Here is a 16,715-nt window from a genome sequence, read left to right on the forward strand (position 1 = left end):
CCCTCAGAGCGAAAGGATTGCATACGCCCCCACCTCATACTCGCGGCCCTTCAGCCCCTCTTCGAGGGCTGCCGCGCTGAGCCCCTCCGAGTACTCGTTCAGGTAGCGCACCAGCCCGCGCAGGCCGAAGCGTGTCGTCACCGCGCCCAGCACCGGACGCTTGAGGCCGTACGACACGTCGCCTCCGAGCTGGATGGGGTAGGTGAGGTTGAAGACGCGGTGGTAGTCGTACGGACCCCAGTCATTGAAGTGCGCCTGCGCGGTGAAGAGCAGCGTGTCCAGCAGCACGGAGCCGTCCAGGCCGAAGCGGTGCACCTGCCGCGCGTCCTCGCCCGGGGACTGGTTGCTGCCCACGAAGGCGGTGCCGTACAGCTTCAGGCGCGGCGACGGGTTGCCCACCAGCCGCAGCGTCGTCTCCCACTCGTCGCGGGCGGGCGGCGCGGCGCCGAAGGCCACCGTGCTGCCGTCCGCGAGGATGGCGATGCCCGCGTCACGCGACGTGGGCTGCCGGCGGTACACCAGGTCCAGGCCCGCGGCGAAGGGCGCGTCCTCGCGCATCTCCCTATCCCACGACCAGAACCACGTGCCGGGCGTCGGGTCGAAGGTGAGCAGCAGCTCGGCGCCCAGCGTCTCGCGGTTGTCGAGCACCGTGAATGCATCCGTCAGCACGTTGCGCGGCCGCACGCCCGGGGAGTACTGCCCCGACACCGCGTCGTACGAGTCGCCGATGGTGGGGTTCGGCCCGATGAGGGGCTTCTGGTAGAGCAGGTTGGGGGACACCTGGAAGGTGCTGCCCACCTGCACCGTCATGCCGGCCTGGCCCGCGAAGTGGTTGCCGCGGCCGCTCTCGCGCAGGCTCCAGCCCGTGAGCACCGTGGTCTGCTCCGGACCGCCGTCCGCCACGAGCCCGCGGAAGGAGGACTGGACGAACCAGCGCACCGCGCCCATGTCGTAGGTGAGCCGCGCCTTCGCGCCGAGCGTGTCCAGGAACTGCACCTTGTCCTGGAGCACCTCGTAGCCGGTGCCCAGGTAGCTGGGCCCGTCGGTGCGGCGCGTCCAGGTGAACTCCTCGCCGATGCGCTGGGGCGCGGCGAGGATGCCGCCGAACTCCAGCTCCATGGGGCCGCGCGTCCAGTCGAAGCTCAGCGCCGTGCGGCGCGCCACGCGCTCGCGGATGACGGAGCTGGTCTGCTGCGACGAGCCCCGGGCGATGTCCTCCTGGTGCATCAGGGTGATGCCCACCTGTCCCACGCTCTTCTGGTACTTGGCGACGATGGACGGGTTGGCGCCCCAGTACAGCTCCGGGCCCACCGCGACCTTGAGGCCTTCCAGGGTCTTCTTGCCGGCGAACACGACGCCGAAGGGCGCGTTGCCGTGGTAGATGTCGATGTTCGGCCCGTAGTTGGCTTCGCGGTAGAGGTTGAAGAAGTCACCCTCCTCGCCCCAGTGGTAGTGGCCGGTGCGGTAGAAGCCCTCGAGCGCGAAGTCCTGTCGGTCCAGCTTGAACTCGGCCTGGTACAGCGCGAAGCGCTCCAGGCCCAGCGACTGGCCCACGGCCCCGCCCGTCGTCGGGGGCGCGGCGCCGGACACGCCCTGCGCGGTGGAGGGCTGCGTGCCCCGGTTCTCGTAGAAGAGGTTGTTGAGCCGGTTCTGCGCCACGTTGCCCACCACGTTGAACGAGGCGCGCCCGTACACGCCGGAGGCCGGCTGGAGCGCCAGATCGAAGAAGATGGACTCCGTGTGGTCCGCCGCCGTCGCGTTGGCCCGCGTCGTCGCCAGGCTCCCGCGTGACAGCGAGCTGTCCAGGAGCAGGCGCAGGTTGGACACGCGCACCGCGCTCAGTTCCTCCGCGCGCGCCAGCGCTACGGAGGACTCGTAGCCCCGGGACATCTCCGTGGGACGGATGGCCGCGAAGTGCTCGCGGATGGTGTCCAGGTTGGTGGTGGGCGCGTACGGGTCCAGGCGGAAGGCGGCCTGGAGGACGTAGTACGCGGTGCGCGGCTGCACCCGGGCGATGCCGGCCTCGTCGTCGGGGCCGAGCGCGCAGATGCCGAACCACTCCTCATTCATGTTGTTCTGGCCGTCCACGAAGTCGGCCGGGTAGCCGCCGTTGGGCCACGAGGCGGTGGTGTCGTGGATGGAGAGGTTGGCCTCCTGGCCATGCTTCCACCAGCCATCCACCCACTGGAACACGAAGCCGCCAATCGCGTTCTGCGCGCGGCCCTGGCCGTAGCCCTGCGTGTAGATTTCCTCCCACTGCTTGCGCAGGTACTCCGCCTGCGCAAGGTGGTCCTCACGCCCCGCCTTCGCGTCGTACGCGTCCGCGCCGAACTCGGTGAACATCACCGGCTTGTCCAGCTTGCGCGACACCTCGTCGAAGAGGTCTCTCGCGGAGGGGCCGCGGTAGACGTTGGAGCCGAAGATGTCCAGGTCCGGAGCCAGCCGCGCGATGAGGTCGATGTACTGGAGGTCGCCGTTGGCGATGGACACCGGGTGGTGCGTGTCGCGGGCCTTGATGGTGCGAGCCGCCTCGCCCATCAGCGTGTAGAGGGACTCCGCGCGCGCGGCGTCCTCCTGGCCGGGCAGCGGCTGGATTTCGAACCCCGTCCAGTGCAGGCCGTAGTTGTTCTCGTTGCCCAGCATCCACATCAGCACGCCGGGCGTGTTGCCGTACTTCTCCGCCTTCGCCACCAGGTCCCCGAGCAGCGCCTGGCGGTGCACCGGGTTGGAGTAGTCCGTGTTCGGCACCATGACGCCGTTGACGTTGGTGCCGTAGCGGCCCATCAGCGGGTTGAGCACCGTGTAGATGCCGTAGTTCCGGTAGATGTATTCCACCCAGCGCGGGGGGATGTCGTCGAACTGGCGGATGGCGTTGACGCCCATGTCGCGCAAGAGCGTCATCTCGCGCGCCAGCACCGCGCGGATGAAGTCCTCCGGCTGGTTCCACAGCGAGTAGCGGTAGTTCTCGCCAATGGGCGTGTAGCCCCAGTTCATGCCGTGGACGGCGAAGTCGCGCCCGTCCACCTGGAGCTTGAAGCCGCGCTCGTCGCGGTGGACGCGCACGGTGGACACTGCGTTCGCGGAGACCTGGACCTCGGAAGGCCGCACCACGGGCGCGGGCTGGGTCGCCACGGGCGCGTCGGCCGGAGGCGCCGCGGTGGGCGGTGCCGGCGGCGCGGGCTCGGTGGCCTTGGGCTCGGCGGGCGCGGGCCCGGCGGCCGTGGGGTTGGTGGAGTTGGGGCCCGTCGTCGCCGGAGCGGCGGGGGCCGGCGTCTGAGACAGCGACGCCGCCAGACACGTCACGAGGATGAGGGAATTCATGCCGCCAGCTCCACGTCCAGGCCGTTGCGCGCCACCACGGCGCGGTAGAGGTGAGCGCTGTCCTTGGGAATGCGCTTCTGGGTGGCGTAGTCGACGAAGACGATTCCGAAGCGCTTCTGGTAGCCGTAGGCCCACTCGAAGTTGTCCATGAGGGACCAGGCGAAGTAGCCGGCCAGCGGCACGCCCTGCCCGATGGCCTCCAGCGACGCCTCCAGGTGCGTGCGCAGGTAGTGGACGCGCTTGGTGTCGCGCACGCGGCCGTCGGCGTCGGGGCCCGTGGCGTAGGCGGCCCCGTTCTCCGTGATGTAGATGCGCTGCGGCTTGTAGTCCTGGTGCACGCGCACCAGCAGGTCCTTCAGGCCACCCGCGTAGACCTCCCAGTCCATGTCCGTCTTCTCCGGCTCGGCATGGACGGTGCGGGGCGCGTTCTGCGACTCGGGGATGCGGTCGCTGCGGATGATGCCGCGCGAGTAGTAGTTGATGCCGAGGAAGTCGGTGGGCGTGGCCATGGCCTCCAGGTCACCCGGCTTCACGAAGTCCAGCTTCTCCGAGGGGATTCGCCCGGCGGCCACGTGGTCCGCGATGACGTCCTTCGGGTAGCCCCGGCCGTAGATGGGGTCCAGGTACCAGCGGTTGAAGCCACCGTCGAAGGCGCGGCACGCGTCCAGGTCCGCCGCGCTGGGGGACGCGGGCTGGGCGGGGACGAGGTTGAGGGTGATGCCCACCTCCGCCTTCTTCACGTTGGCGCGGATGACGGACACCGCCTGCCCGTGCGACAGCAGCACGTGGTGGGCCGCGGCGAGCGCCTCGCTCCAGTTCTTGTGTCCCGGCGCATGCTCACCGTTGGCGTAGCCCAGGACGCTGATGCACCAGGGCTCGTTGTGGGTAATCCACTTCGACACGCGGTCGCCGAGCCGCTGGCTGACTTCGTCCGCGTAGTCGACGAAGGCGCCTGCCGTGTCGCGCGCCGTCCAGCCGCCCTTGTCGTCCAGGGCCTGCGGGAGGTCCCAGTGGTAGAGCGTCACCATGGGCTCGATGCCGGCCGTGAGCAGGCCGTCCACCAGGCGCGAGTAGAAGTCCAGGCCGGCGGTGTTCACCTTGCCGCGGCCCGTGGGGAACACGCGCGGCCAGGCGACGGAGAAGCGGTAGGACTTGACGCCCAGCCAGCGCATCAGCTCCACGTCTTCGCGCCAGCGGTTGTAGTGGTCGCACGCGACGCTGCCGTCCGTCCCGTCGGCGATCTTGCCCGGCGTGGCGGCGAAGCGGTCCCAGATGGACTCGCCGCGCCCGTCTGCCTGGGTGGCGCCTTCAATCTGGAACGAGGAAGTGGCCACGCCCCAGAGAAAGTCATGAGGGAACTGCCGCATCGTCAGGGACTCCTTTCGAGGATTCGAGGTGGCAGCGGACGAGGTGGTCCGCCGCGGGGAGGTGTTCAGCAGGGAGGGTGTCGTGACAGCGCGCGTCCGCGTGGGGACAGCGGGGCGCGAAGGCGCAGCCGTGCGGAGGCGCCGGGCCCGCGCCGGCCTTCACCGGCAGTGGCGTGTGCAGGAAGTCCGCGCCATCCGGCACGGCGGACAGGAGCAGCTGCGTATACGGGTGCCGGGGGGCGGCGAGGACTTCCGTGGTGCGTCCGGCCTCGACGACGCGGCCCGCGTACAGCACGAGGATGCGGTCCGCGAGGTGGCGCGCGCTCGCCAGGTCATGGGTGATGAAGAGGATGCCGATGCCACGCTCGCGCGTCAGGCCGCGCAGGAGCTGGAGCACGCCCCGGCGCGTGGACACGTCCAGCATGGAGGTGGGCTCGTCCGCGATGATGACGTCCGGCTCCACCGCCAGGGCGCGCGCCACGGCCACGCGCTGGCGCTGGCCGCCGGACAGCTCGTGCGGGAAGCGGCGGGCGAAGGACTCCGCGGGCGTCAGGCCCACCGACTCCAGCAGCGCGTGGACGCGCGACGTCAATTCCGCCCCGGTGGCCCGCCCGTGGCGCAGCAGGGGGCGCTCCAGGTGATAGGCCACGGTGTGGACGGGGTTGAGCGAGGCGAACGGGTCCTGGAACACCATCTGCACGCGGCCCCGGTAGGCCAGTGACGCGCGCTTCTCGCCGGCGAGCACGTCCGTGCCGCCCAGCCGCAGGCTGCCGCCATCCGGCGTGTCCAGCCGCGCCAGCAGGCGGGCCAGGGTGCTCTTGCCGCTGCCGGACTCGCCCACGAGCGCGACGATTTCGCCGCGCTCCAGGGTGAGGGACACCTGGTCGAGCAGCGTGCGCCGGGCGCGCGAGAGGAAGCCGCCCACGGGGACGGTGCGCGACAGCGCGGTGGCCTCCAGCAGGGGAGCGCTCATCGGTGGCCTCCACGAAGCGCGGTGCGCGCGGGCGCGAGCTCATTCGCCGCGAGCGCCGCGTCGGGCATCGGCCCGTCGGTGTCGGCGGCGGTGAGGTGGGGGAAGGACGACAGCAGCAGGCGCGTGTAGGGGTGGCGCGCCTCGGTGCGGATGCGCTGCGCGGTGTCCACCTCCACCAGCTTGCCGCCCTGGAGGATGCCCACGCGGTCCGCCAGCGCGAGCAGCAGCGGCAAATCGTGGGTGATGAAGAGGACCGCGAAGCCCAGCCGGCTCTTCAATTCCAGCACCCGCTGGAGCAATTCCTTCTGCACCACCACGTCCAGCGCGGTGGTGGGCTCGTCCATCACCACCAGCTTCGGTTGCAGCGCCAGCGCCAGGGCAATGCCCACCCGCTGCCGCATGCCGCCCGACAACTGGTGCGGCCACGCATCCACCAGCTTCGGCTCCAGGCCCACCATGGCCAGCAACTCCCGCGCGCGGGCGTACGAGGACGCGCGCGAGGTGGGGCCATGCGCCGCCAGCGTGTCGTGGAACTGCTCGCCCAGGGTGAGCACGGGGTTGAGCGCGCTCATCGCGCTCTGGAACACCATGGACACCTGGGCCCAGCGGAAGGCGCGCAGCGCGTCGGCACCCAGGGCGGTGACGTCCGTGTCCCCCAGGAGGATGCGCCCCTGGGAGATGCTCGCGGCGGGAGGCAGCAGGCGCAGCAGCCCGTAGCCGATGGTGGACTTGCCGCTGCCGGACTCACCGGCCAGGCCGAAGACCTCTCCGGGCGCGATGTCGAAGGACACGGAGTCCACCACCCGCGAGCGGCCGCGCTCCGTCGCGTAGTCGACGCACAACTCGCGCACGCTGAGCAGCACGCCGGGCGGGAGCGGCTCGGTCTGCGCCGCCGTCACCGCGGGCGTGAAGGGCGCCACGGCCGGAGGGGCGCGGAGCGCCGGGTTGGTCAATTCGTCGATGGCGGAGGAGAGCAGCGTCAGCGAGAAGCCGACCAGCGCGATGCACACGCCGGTGGGGACGAAAATCCACCACGAGCGCGTCAGCAGCGCCGCGTCGTTGCCCGCCCAGTAGAGGTTGGTGCCCCACGTCACCGAGCCCACGTCCCCCAGGCCGAGGAACTCCAGGCCCACCTGCGCGCCCACGGCGTACAGCGTGTTTCCAATGAAGGAAGAGCCCACCAGCGAGGCCATGTTGGGCAGCAATTCCCGCGCGACGATGCGCGAGCGGCTCTCGCCCACCACGACGGCGGCGGCCACGAAGTCGCGGTTGCGCAGTGCCAGGGACTCGGCGCGGAAGACGCGCGCGTTCCACGCCCAGCCCGCCACCGTCAGCACCGCCACCATGCGCATCGGTCCGGACGGCAGGTACGCACCCAGCACGATGGCCAGCGGCAGTCCGGGGATGACGAGGAACACGTTGGTGGTGAGCGACAACGCGTCGTCCACCCGTCGGCCCAGATAACCCGCCGTCACGCCCACCAGTGCGCCCACCAGCGTGACGAGCGCGCCCACCGCGAAGCCCACCGCGAGCGTCTCGCGCGCACCCACCACCGTCTGCGCGAGCACGTCCTGCCCCTGGCCCGTGGTGCCGAAGAGGTGCGCACGCGAGGGCGGCTGGTGGGGCCGGCCCACCAGGTCGGTCGGGTCCATGACGAGCCACGGCCCGATGAGGGCGATCACCAGGAAGAAGAGCAGGATGCTCCCGCCCACCGCGGCCTTCCGGTGGCGGAGCAGGCTTCGGATGGAGTCACGCATGGGCGCGGGTCCTCGGGTCCAACCAGAGGCAGAGCAGGTCCACGGCGAAGTTGGCGGCCAGCACCGCCAGGGTGATGACCAGGAAGAGCCCCTGCATCAGCGGGTAGTCCTGGTTGCGCACCGCGAGGATGAGCAGGTACCCGGTGCCCGGATACGAGAAGACGATTTCCGTCAGCAGCGAGCCGCTCAGCACGAAGCCCAGCGCCATGCCGAAGCCGGTGACGTTGGGCAGCAGCGCGTTGCGCGCGGCGTAGCGCAGCATCACCTGCCTGGGCGGCAGCCCCTTCGCGTGCGCCAGCCGCAGGGTGTCCGTGCCCAGCGTGGCCACCATGGTGTTGCGCATGCTCAGCATCCACCCGCCCAGCGTGGCCACCACGATGGAGGCCGCCGGCAGCACCGCGTGCCGCGCCACGTCCGCCGCGAAGGCGAACGAAAGCCCCGGCTCCATGTCGTGCGAGTACGCGTGGCGCAGCGGGAACCACCCCAGCCCGAAGCCGAAGAGGTACAGCGCCAGCATGGCCAGCCAGAAGTAGGGGAACGCACCCAGGAAGGCGAGCGCGGGTGCCACCACCGAGTCCAGCCACCCGCCCCGGTTCCACGCGGCCAGCACGCCGAGGAACGAGCCCAGCACGAAGCTGAAGATGACCGCGCACCCGGCCAGCCCCAGCGTCCACACCAGCCCGGTGCCGATGACCTCGGACACGTGCGACGGGTAGTAGGCGTAGGACAGGCCCAGGTCACCGGTGAGCAGGTGCCGCAGGTAGGTGAAGTACTGCACGTGCATCGGCGCGTCGGTGAAGCCGAAGGCGGCGCGCAGCGCGTCCATGGCCTCGGGCTGGATGCGGCCCTCGAAGCGCGCGAACATGGCCGTCGCCGGGTCCCCGGGCGCGAGCCGGGGGATGACGAAGTTGAGCGTGAGCGAGGCCCACGCCGCGAGCAGGTAGAAGCCGAGCCGCCGGAAGACGTAGCGCATCGTCAGGGCTCCCTCGGGGCGAGCGACGTCAGCACCAGCAGACTGTCGGGCTCGGCGTGGGGGGACAGGCGCGCGTAGGGGCGCGCCTGACTGGGCCACCCGGTGAAGCGGCGCGAGTTGGACTCGCCCCAGGACGGGTTGGGGAAGAGGGGAATGGCGGGCGCCGTCTCGGAGAAGCGCCGCTGCACCGCGGCCATCAGCGCCTTCTGCTCGTCCACGGACGTCTCCGTCTCGAAGCGCGTGAGCAGCGCGTCCGCCTCCGCGTCTCCGAAGCGGTGCCAGTTGGCCGCGGCCACTTCACCCACCGGGCGCACCGTGCGCGGCGACAGGAGCCACTTGTAGAAGATGTACGGCGTGGGCCCGTCCAGCGACCAGGAGATGGCGAGCTGGAACTCGCCCTTCTGCAGGCGCGCGTACCAGGCGCCGAACTCGTACGTCTTGAGGTGTGCCTGCAGGCCGAGCTTGCGGAGGTCACGGGCCAGCACCTGCCCGGCGCGCACCCAGTCGGACCAGCCGCCCACCACCTCGATTTCGAGCTCCAGCGGCTGCCCGTCCGCCATCCGACGCACGCCGTCCGGCCCCTTCTTCAGGCCCGCCTCGTCCAGCAGCGCGTTGGCCGCCGCCTCGTCGTGGTGCACCCACGCGCCCTTCGCGGCCTCCGCGTCGCGCCAGCCCGTGTACGAGTCATTGAGGGCCGTGGCGTCCGCCGGGCGCGTGTACCCATACATGGCGATGTCCACCAGCCGCTCGCGGTCCAGCGCCATGCTCAGCGCCTTGCGCACGCGCACGTCGTCCAGCGGGGGGCGCGTGGTGTTGGGGTAGAGGAAGACGGTGCTGCCGAAGAGGGGGAACCAGCGCCCGTGGTGCTCCGGGTCCTTCGACACGAAGGTGCGGTCCACGGCGGGCACGAAGTTGCCGGCCCAGTCCACCTCGCCCTCCACCAGCGCCAGGTTGGCCTGGTCATTGGTGGGGAAGGCGAGGAAGCGCAGCGCGTCCACCGCGGGCCGGCCGGGCTGCCAGTAGTGCGGGTTGCGGCCCAGCTCGTACACCTGGTTGCGGAAGACGCGCACCTGGGTGAAGGGCCCCGTGGCCACCGGGTCCGGGTTGGTGAAGGTCACCGGGTCCGCCACGTGCTCCCAGATGTGGCGCGGCACCAGCGGCTGGTGCGCCAGCTCCGTGAAGCCGGGGATGTAGACGCGCGAGAAGTGGAAGGCCACCGTCTGCGGCCCCTCCGCGCTCACCTCGGAGAGGAAGCGCCACGCGCCGCCCGTGTCCAGGGCGGGGTGCTGCTTGAGGAGCTGGAAGGTGTAGGCCACGTCCTCCGCGGAGAAGGGGCGGCCGTCGGACCACTGGACGCCCTCGCGCAGCGTGAAGCGCAGCGTCTTGCGGTCCTCGGACCAGGCATGCGCGGTAGCGAGCCACGGGTGCCACTGCCCGGTGGAGGGGGTGAACACCTCCATGCATTCATAGACACCGGCCCGCGTGGGCCAGCGCGCATTGGCTCCGGTGAACAGCGGGTTGAAGTTGCGCACCCAGGCGCTCTGCATCTCCACGGAGACGAACAGCACGCCCGGAGCGCGCGGGCGCGGCTCCGACGAGCAGGCCACCAGGAGGGCGGTGAGCACCCAGAGCGCACGCCTCATGTGCCCCTCTCGTAGACGCGGACGTAGTCCACCTTCATCTGCTGGGGGAACACGGTGGTGCGGTCCGGCGGCCCCACGAAGTTCCCGCCCACCGCGACGTTGAGGATGATGAAGTGCGGATGGTCGAAGACCCACTTCTTCCCGGCGGGCAGCTTCGCGGGCGTCGCCTCGAAGAACGTCACCCCGTCGAGCTGCCAGCGGATGCGGTCCGGGTCCCACTCGACGGCGTAGACGTGGAAGGCCTCGTTGAGCTTCCCGCCGCTGGAGACATACTCGGCGCCCAGGTTGTTTCCACCGGAGTAGCCCGGGCCGTGGATCGAGCCGCGGATGATGGCCGGCAGCTGGCCCCGGTACTCCATGATGTCGAGCTCACCGCAGTCCGGCCAGCCCACCTGGCCGACGTCGGCGCCCAGCAGCCAGAAGGCCGGCCAGATGCCGCGCCCCACCGGCAGCTGGATGCGCGCCTCGAAGCGGCCATAGGCCCGTGAGAAGCGCCCGCTCGAGTTGATGCGCGCGGACGTGTAGTCCTTGCCCTCGTACCGCTCCTTGCGCGCGGTGATGACCAGGTTGCCGGTGCCGTCGAGCGAGGCATTCTCCGGTCGCGCCGTGTCGAACTCGAGCTGCTCATTGCCCCAGCCGCCTCCTCCCACGTCGTGCACCCAGCGCTCGGAGGAGGGCGGGGTTCCCGCCTGTCCATCGAACTCGTCCTGCCACACCAGCTTCCATTCCGTGCCGGGCTGCTGGGTGGTGTCGGGCGGCGGCGCCTCGGGCTTGTCGTTGCGAGGGCTCGCCGGGTCACACGCGAGGACTCCCAGGCCCAGTACCGCGAGCCAGGGGAGGAGACGGAGAGAGGTCATGCCGTTTTTCCTACGTGTTGAATTGGAAAGAGAGAGCGGTTGCGCAGCGCCGCCTGGAGGACGAGGGTGGCCGCGCCCACCGCGATGGCGCGGTCTCCCAGCGCGGAGGTGACGATGCGCGTCTCCGCCATGGAGGTGGACAGCGCCCGCTTGCGCACCGACGCGCGAAGAGGGTCCAACAGGAGGTCTCCCACCGAGGAGATTTCTCCGCCCAGCACGACGATGGCCGGGTTGAGCAGGTTGAGCAGACCCGCCACCGCGATGCCCAGGTAGTGCCCCAGGCTGTCGATGACCTGCCGCGCGGCCGGCTCGCCCGCGCGGGCGCCCTCCACCAATTCCTTCACGCTGGGCGAGCGGCGGCTCTTGGTGCCCATCAGCTCCCGCGCGCGCTCCACCAGCGCCCCGGTGCCGATGAGGGTGACGAGGCACCCGCGCAGACCGCAGACACACTGCGGGCCGGACGAGTCCACGGCGATGTGGCCAATCTCACCGGCGGTGCCGCCCGAGCCACGGTAGACGTCCCCGTGGATGATGAAGCCCGAGCCGATGCCGGTCGCCAGCTTGATGTACGTCAGGTCCTCGCCGCCGATGCCCGCGCCCCAGTAGCACTCCGACAGCGCACCCAGGTTCGCGTCGTTGTCCACGAACACCGGCATGCCGAACGCGGACTTGAGCCAGTCCTGCACGTCGTAGTCCTTCCACGCGGGCACGATGAGCGGCGACAGCCGGCCCGGGGCGGACGGGTGGACGGGGCTCGGGACGGCCACGCCCATGCCCACCACCGAGCGACGCGGCACGCGCTCCGCCTCCAGGCACTCGTGCACCAGTTCCTTCACCTTCTGGAGAGTGCCCTTCGGGTCGTCGCGCACCGCCTGGGCGGCATGCCGCTGCACGCGCACGCGCCCGCGCAGGTCCGTGAGGATGACCGTCACGTGGGTGGCGCCCATCTCCACGCCGAGGATGCTGTACGCGTCGTCGCAGAAGCCGATGAGGGTGGGGCGGCGGCCGCCGCGGGACACGCCGGCGCCAATGCTGCGCACCAGCCCGGAGTGCTCCAGGTCCGCGACGATGGCCGACACGGTCGACGGGCTCAGCTCCGTCCGCCGGGCAATCTCCGCCCGGGAGATCTGCCGCTCCCGCCAGATCATGTTGAGCAGCAGGCTGCTGTTCTGCGCGCGCATGCCCGCCGCGTCGACCGTCGTCTCCACCGTTCCCATCCTCATCGTGCCCCTACGCTCCATTCCGCCGCGGGGAAGGTGCGGTGGGTGTCAACGCCACTGGATGTCGTCTGACACCCAGCCGAAGCCACCCACCTCCCTCCGATATCGGACGCGGCTGCCGCCGATTGTGTACTGCTTCGGCGCCGCCGTGAGCGCGACGTCCTTCGATTCCAGGCCCCGGCCGACCGCGGTGGCGCCCAGGCCCGCCACCGTCCACGTCGACGCGAAACGCTTGTGCCGCTGCATCGTCCCTCCGCTGCTGGGTGACTTTGTACGTACGACGAAGAAATGCAGTGAAGCCAAGAATCGTCGTCTGCGCTGCGCGCCGCGTTACCCATGCTGCGCTGCGTCGGAGAAGAGTTCCCTCCGTCGCGCGCCCGCTCGGGCCGCCTGCGCCTCCGGGTCCCCGCGCCCATCCCGCCGCGAACGCATCCAAGTTCGTTCGAGTGGTGAAGAAAGTATCAGCGTCCTCGGCGCGATTGCAAGCGGGGGGGCCCGGCGACGTGACGTGGGGGGTGGGGGGCCGGGGTGGGCCTGGGCCGGGCGCGGGCCGGGAAGTAGGCTTGGCGGCAGGCGTGGGCTCGGAGGCACACCGGCATGGCACAGGACCTGAACTCGCTGCTCCAGTCGCTGCAGGAACTGACGCGGGCGGCGAAGGAGGGCCGGCTCTCACGCGCGGAGCTGGAGGTGGAGGTGCGCAAGGTGACGCTGGCGTTGCAGGAGGTGCTCACGCGGCTGGGCGGTCAGCTCCAGGCCACGGCCTCGCCGGGGACGGCGTCGCTGGTGGAGGTGTTCCGCTCGCAGCTGGCGACGGTGCTCCAGCAGAACGGCGTGGAGATGGAGCAGACCGACGAGATGAAGAAGCTCAGCGAGGAGCTGGAGCGCCTCAAGCGGGGCTTCATCCGGAGCTGACCCGAGGCCCGAAACGGCCCCGGAACGCACGACGGCCCGCCAACCCCAGGAGGGTGGCGGGCCGCCTCACTTCAGGAAGGTGGAAGCTCAGGCCGCGGCGGCGGGAGCCGCGCCACCGGTGGCACCGCCCACGGGCGCGGCGCCCTGGCTGCCCATGGACTGCAGGAGCTGGCCAATCATCTGCACCATCTGCTGGAGCGTCTTGAGCAGCTTCTTGATGGGGTCCTTCTCGTCCTCGTCCTCGGCGATGCCACCCGCGCCCTCGGCGCCACCGGCCTGCTGCGCGCCCTCGGCACCGCCAGGCTGCTGCGCACCACCGGCCTGCTGGGCGCCGCCGGGCTGCTGGGCGCCACCGGCCTGCTGCGCGCCCTCGGGGCCGCCGGCCTGCTCCGCCTCGCCGCCCTTCTCGCCGGCCAGCGTCTTGAGCGCGTTCACCAGCTGCTCGAGGGTTTCGAGGATCTTCTGGAGCGCCTCCTGCGGGTTGGCCTTCTCGGCCGCGCCGGCCTTCTCCGCCTTGCCCTTGCCGGACACACCCTCGAACGCGCTCTCACCCAGCAGCGAGCGGAGGATGGGGTTCTGGCTGAGCGCCTTCAGCGCCGTCTGCGCCGTCTCCATGCCCGGAATCTTTCCGGCCTCGGGCGTGGAGCCGATGGAACGGAAGGAAGCCAGGGAAGGACCCGCGGACAGCTTGGAGATGCCGCTCATGGTTATGCTCCGGGCGAAGAGAGGAGGTGGTTGGGTAGGGGCTGAAATCCAACCCCTGCAACCATTGTCGTACATGAGGGTTTTTGGTTGCTTATCACCTACATTTCCCTGCTCATCGTCCGGAAACCCTGGAGTGACAGGGGTTTAGCACTACTGGGTCAGGAGCCCGAGACGTGAACGGTCCATGCCCAGCTGGAATGCGGGGTACTGGCCCATGGCTTCGCCCGGGTGCGCTGCGAGGGGTGCAAGGACGAGTTGCTGGTGGCCTTCAGCTGCAAGGGGCGGGGCCTGTGCCCCTCCTGCAACGCCAGGCGGGCGCACGTGACGGCGGCGCATCTTGTGGAGCGGGTGCTGCCTCATGCGCCCTACCGGCAGTGGACGCTCTCCTTCCCCTTCCGGGTGCGGTGGGTGCTGGCGAGGGACGCCCGCCTCTTCTCCGCGGTGCTGTCCATCTTCCTTCGGGCGCTGGCTGCCCTGCAGCGCAGGCGGGCGAGGAGGCTTGGGGTGAGGGGGGCGCAGGCGGGCGCCGTCACCTTCCTGCAGCGCTTCAGCAGCGCCCTGGCCCTCAACCCGCACCTCCACTCGGTGGTGCCCGACGGCGTCTGGGGGGAGGAGGGGGAGGGGGCGCGCTTCGTGCCGCTGCCTCCCCCCACGCAAGAGGCGGTGGAGCGGCTGGTGGCGGTGGTGCGCCACCGAGTGCTGCGGCTGCTGGAGAGGCGGGGCGTGCTGCCGGCGGAGGGGCCCGAGAACGCCCGCGAGGCCCTGCAGGCCGCCAGCCTGCAGCAGCTGCCGTGGGCCAAGGTGGAGGTGCGAGCGCCGCCGAGGAGTCGCCCTCGCTGCGCGCAACTGGAGGGCTTCTCCCTGCACGCCAACACCCACCTGCATGCCAATGACAGGGAGGGGCTGGAGAGGCTGTGTCGCTACGGGGCGAGAGGGGCCCTGGCGCTGGAGAGGCTGACGAGGCTGGAGGATGGGCGCCTCTGCTACCGCATGAAGCGGCCGCTGCCGGACGGCACCAGGCACCTGGTGCTGCCGGTGGACGCCTTCCTGCGGCGGCTGGCCGCGCTGGTACCTCCGCCCGGCAGCAACCTTGTCCGCTTCCACGGCCTCTTTGCGCCGGGCGCGGCGCTGCGGCCCCGGGTGGTGCCCAGGTCCGAGGCGCCAGCGCCAATTTCAGCTGAGGCCCCTGCTGGCGCTGCGCAGGTGAGGAGCAAGCAGCGCGCTGCGCGGTTGGACCAGGCGACGCTGCTGAAGCGCAGTTTCGACTTCGACGTCTTCACCTGTCCTGGCTGCGGCGGGCGCCGGAGGGGAGTGGCGGTGCTGAAAGGCCCCGGCGTCAAGGAGGTGTTGAGGCACCTGGGGTGGCCCACCGTCCCCTTGCCCCTGGCAATTGCACGAGGCTTTGCCCCAAGGGGAGTGGCTGCACTGAAGGGCAGAGGCCCCCGACACCTCGGTCTCACCGGCACCGGCTGGGCCACAGAGGCCGCCCGACAGGCAAGGAGTGCGCGCGCAGGCAGGCGGCGGGGGGCCGCGCACCCCTGGAGGGCCACGGCCCGCCAGCGTCCGAGGGGGGCGCACAGCGGGGCTTCCGGACGCCGAGGTGAAAGTGGCCGCCAATTCCGCCTATACGTCATGGGAGGTTGACCGCAGCGTGTGCCCTACCGTCCTGCCTCTCGCCCCTGGGCTCCTCCTTCGGGAGAAACCGGGTACGGAGGACGAGCATCGTGGTCACCACCCGAATCTTGAGTAATGAATCTACACGGGAATAACCGGCTTGACGTGCGCGCAGTAATGGCTACACTGGCTAAGTAGTCGAGAGAGCACTGGCCCGCCAGAATGGTGGGATCCGGGAAAAAGGAAGCCCAGTACCCCTGCCAGGGTACTGGGCTCTGGCTCTCTCAACCGGCCGCGACGTGAACCGATAGCCGGGCGAACAAGCCGCGTTGCAGCGACAAAGTAATTCGTCCGGTCTGGTCAGTCCAGTCGCGTCCTCTGTTGTCCGAGGCGCAGATGCTCGTTCAGACGAATCAAGTCAAGAAGCTCACCCTGACCGGCAAGTCCGGTCGCCCGTACCTCTTCTCGCTCTACCCCTTCAACTCGAACTGGACCTCCGTCGGCGCGGTGTACGGCGTTCTCAGTGGCGACCCGGCGCACCCAGTGCTCCTGTACGTCGGTCAGACCGAGGACCTCCAGCAGCGCTTCGCCAATCACCACAAGGCATTCAGCTTCGCCTTGTTCAAGGCGACGCAGCTGGCGGTCCACCTCGAGCCCAATGAGTTGATGCGACGCGTGATCGAGGCAGACCTCGTCGGGCACTACTCCCCGCAGCTCAACCTGACGAACCACGGGTAGAAACGATGTCCAGGCCCTCCGCCCTCGTTGAGGTGGCAGAGATTTCGCCGGGTTTCTCCATTCCGGGCGCAATCCAGCACGACCCGAGCGGGAAGTATCAGCTCATCCTGCCTCGTCACCTCGACGGGGGCGGCCGGCCGTTCGTCTACAATGAGGAGCGCCATGCGATGCGCATGGCGCTCCCCGCTCGCGCCGATGCCTATCTGGTGCGGCCGGGCGACGTGCTCTTCGTCTCCCGCGGCGACCGCAACCGGGCGGTCGCGATTCACGACTGCCCCGAGAAGACGGTCGTCCCGACCACCTTCTTCGTTTTGCGGCCTCGGGGCGGCATCTTTTCGGACTACTTGGCCTGGTACCTCAACCAGGTGCCCGCGCAGGGGGCGATTACGCAGATCCGTACCGGCGCGGGGACTCCGATGGTGCAACGAGCGAAGTTCGGGGAACTGTCGATTGTGGTCCCACCGATTGAGCGGCAGCAGCGCATCGCGCACCTCGGCGCGCTGATGCTGGCCGAGCAGGAGTTGGTTGACCGACTCGCGGCGGTTGTGGCTCGACGGAGTCGCCTCATCGGACGGCGTCTCATCGAAAATTCTTAGAGCACATCTCGGCGGGGCCCAGTCCTGGCAGCCTGCTCC

The 16,715-nt window shown here is 70.1% G+C and carries 14 protein-coding genes; 4 read left to right on the top strand and 10 right to left on the bottom strand.

What is annotated here, in order from left to right; genetic code table 11:
- Positions 1-3: 3 nt before the first annotated feature.
- The 9 genes from OV427_RS28210 to OV427_RS28250 are packed head-to-tail and all read right to left on the bottom strand — an operon-like array spanning position 4 to position 12,357.
- Positions 4-3,321 (bottom strand): glycoside hydrolase family 2 TIM barrel-domain containing protein, encoded by a 3,318-nt coding sequence (locus OV427_RS28210; RefSeq protein WP_267859284.1) that lies wholly within the window; start codon positions 3,319-3,321, stop codon positions 4-6.
- Entirely contained in the window at positions 3,318-4,688 is a 1,371-nt protein-coding gene (locus OV427_RS28215; RefSeq protein WP_267859285.1) for a GH1 family beta-glucosidase, read from the bottom strand. The genes OV427_RS28210 and OV427_RS28215 overlap by 4 nt, the downstream gene beginning before the upstream one ends.
- Positions 4,669-5,661 carry an ABC transporter ATP-binding protein gene (locus tag OV427_RS28220; RefSeq protein ID WP_267859286.1) on the bottom strand — a complete coding sequence of 331 codons (993 nt, stop codon included), beginning with the start codon at positions 5,659-5,661 and terminating at the stop codon, positions 4,669-4,671. Before OV427_RS28220 ends, OV427_RS28215 begins: the two co-directional genes overlap by 20 nt.
- The gene (locus tag OV427_RS28225; protein WP_267859287.1) at positions 5,658-7,418 is read right to left on the bottom strand and encodes a dipeptide/oligopeptide/nickel ABC transporter permease/ATP-binding protein; all 1,761 of its coding nucleotides are present in this window, start codon (positions 7,416-7,418) and stop codon (positions 5,658-5,660) included. Before OV427_RS28225 ends, OV427_RS28220 begins: the two co-directional genes overlap by 4 nt.
- On the bottom strand, positions 7,411-8,391 hold the full coding sequence (locus tag OV427_RS28230) for an ABC transporter permease (protein WP_267859288.1): 981 nt from the start codon (positions 8,389-8,391) through the stop codon (positions 7,411-7,413). The genes OV427_RS28225 and OV427_RS28230 overlap by 8 nt, the downstream gene beginning before the upstream one ends.
- A 2-nt stretch (positions 8,392-8,393) precedes the next feature.
- Positions 8,394-10,034: an ABC transporter substrate-binding protein gene (locus tag OV427_RS28235; protein WP_267859289.1), complete on the bottom strand. Its 1,641-nt coding sequence runs from the start codon at positions 10,032-10,034 to the stop codon at positions 8,394-8,396.
- Entirely contained in the window at positions 10,031-10,891 is an 861-nt protein-coding gene (locus OV427_RS28240) for a glycoside hydrolase family 16 protein (protein WP_267859290.1), read from the bottom strand. Before OV427_RS28240 ends, OV427_RS28235 begins: the two co-directional genes overlap by 4 nt.
- A complete protein-coding gene (locus OV427_RS28245; RefSeq protein ID WP_267859291.1) occupies positions 10,888-12,114 on the bottom strand; it encodes an ROK family transcriptional regulator in 1,227 nt (408 codons plus the stop codon). Before OV427_RS28245 ends, OV427_RS28240 begins: the two co-directional genes overlap by 4 nt.
- 45 nt (positions 12,115-12,159) lie before the next feature.
- Positions 12,160-12,357 carry a hypothetical protein gene (locus OV427_RS28250; protein WP_267859292.1) on the bottom strand — a complete coding sequence of 66 codons (198 nt, stop codon included), beginning with the start codon at positions 12,355-12,357 and terminating at the stop codon, positions 12,160-12,162.
- A gap of 351 nt (positions 12,358-12,708) precedes the next feature.
- On the opposite strand from OV427_RS28250, the gene OV427_RS28255 reads away from it, so the two are divergent.
- The gene (locus OV427_RS28255; protein WP_267859293.1) at positions 12,709-13,023 is read left to right on the top strand and encodes a hypothetical protein; all 315 of its coding nucleotides are present in this window, start codon (positions 12,709-12,711) and stop codon (positions 13,021-13,023) included.
- A gap of 87 nt (positions 13,024-13,110) precedes the next feature.
- On the opposite strand, the gene OV427_RS28260 is transcribed toward OV427_RS28255, so the two are convergent.
- Entirely contained in the window at positions 13,111-13,728 is a 618-nt protein-coding gene (locus OV427_RS28260; protein ID WP_267859294.1) for a hypothetical protein, read from the bottom strand.
- A 192-nt stretch (positions 13,729-13,920) separates the two neighbouring features.
- On the opposite strand from OV427_RS28260, the gene OV427_RS28265 reads away from it, so the two are divergent.
- The 3 genes from OV427_RS28265 (at position 13,921) to OV427_RS28275 (ending at position 16,676) form a co-directional block, all read left to right on the top strand.
- Positions 13,921-15,372 carry a transposase gene (locus OV427_RS28265; RefSeq protein ID WP_267863490.1) on the top strand — a complete coding sequence of 484 codons (1,452 nt, stop codon included), beginning with the start codon at positions 13,921-13,923 and terminating at the stop codon, positions 15,370-15,372.
- A 366-nt stretch (positions 15,373-15,738) separates the two neighbouring features.
- Positions 15,739-16,080, top strand: coding sequence for a hypothetical protein (locus OV427_RS28270; RefSeq protein WP_267859295.1), 342 nt, complete (start codon positions 15,739-15,741; stop codon positions 16,078-16,080).
- A gap of 5 nt (positions 16,081-16,085) precedes the next feature.
- Positions 16,086-16,676, top strand: a complete 591-nt coding sequence (locus OV427_RS28275; RefSeq protein ID WP_267859296.1) for a restriction endonuclease subunit S — start codon at positions 16,086-16,088, stop codon at positions 16,674-16,676.
- The last annotated feature ends 39 nt before the right edge of the window (positions 16,677-16,715 follow it).

Source organism: Pyxidicoccus sp. MSG2, from assembly GCF_026626705.1.
In the GTDB taxonomy this organism is placed as follows: Bacteria; Myxococcota; Myxococcia; order Myxococcales; family Myxococcaceae; genus Myxococcus.

Excerpts from the sequence above, each read along its gene's own strand:
- OV427_RS28210 (WP_267859284.1), bottom strand. The coding sequence starts at position 3,321 with ATGAATTCCCTCATCCTCGTGACGTGTCTGGCGGCGTCGCTGTCTCAG.
- OV427_RS28215 (WP_267859285.1), bottom strand. The coding sequence starts at position 4,688 with ATGCGGCAGTTCCCTCATGACTTTCTCTGGGGCGTGGCCACTTCCTCG.
- OV427_RS28220 (WP_267859286.1), bottom strand. The coding sequence starts at position 5,661 with ATGAGCGCTCCCCTGCTGGAGGCCACCGCGCTGTCGCGCACCGTCCCC.
- OV427_RS28225 (WP_267859287.1), bottom strand. The coding sequence starts at position 7,418 with ATGCGTGACTCCATCCGAAGCCTGCTCCGCCACCGGAAGGCCGCGGTG.
- OV427_RS28230 (WP_267859288.1), bottom strand. The coding sequence starts at position 8,391 with ATGCGCTACGTCTTCCGGCGGCTCGGCTTCTACCTGCTCGCGGCGTGG.
- OV427_RS28235 (WP_267859289.1), bottom strand. The coding sequence starts at position 10,034 with ATGAGGCGTGCGCTCTGGGTGCTCACCGCCCTCCTGGTGGCCTGCTCG.
- OV427_RS28240 (WP_267859290.1), bottom strand. The coding sequence starts at position 10,891 with ATGACCTCTCTCCGTCTCCTCCCCTGGCTCGCGGTACTGGGCCTGGGA.
- OV427_RS28245 (WP_267859291.1), bottom strand. The coding sequence starts at position 12,114 with ATGAGGATGGGAACGGTGGAGACGACGGTCGACGCGGCGGGCATGCGC.
- OV427_RS28250 (WP_267859292.1), bottom strand. The coding sequence starts at position 12,357 with ATGCAGCGGCACAAGCGTTTCGCGTCGACGTGGACGGTGGCGGGCCTG.
- OV427_RS28255 (WP_267859293.1), top strand. The coding sequence starts at position 12,709 with ATGGCACAGGACCTGAACTCGCTGCTCCAGTCGCTGCAGGAACTGACG.
- OV427_RS28260 (WP_267859294.1), bottom strand. The coding sequence starts at position 13,728 with ATGAGCGGCATCTCCAAGCTGTCCGCGGGTCCTTCCCTGGCTTCCTTC.
- OV427_RS28270 (WP_267859295.1), top strand. The coding sequence starts at position 15,739 with ATGCTCGTTCAGACGAATCAAGTCAAGAAGCTCACCCTGACCGGCAAG.
- OV427_RS28275 (WP_267859296.1), top strand. The coding sequence starts at position 16,086 with ATGTCCAGGCCCTCCGCCCTCGTTGAGGTGGCAGAGATTTCGCCGGGT.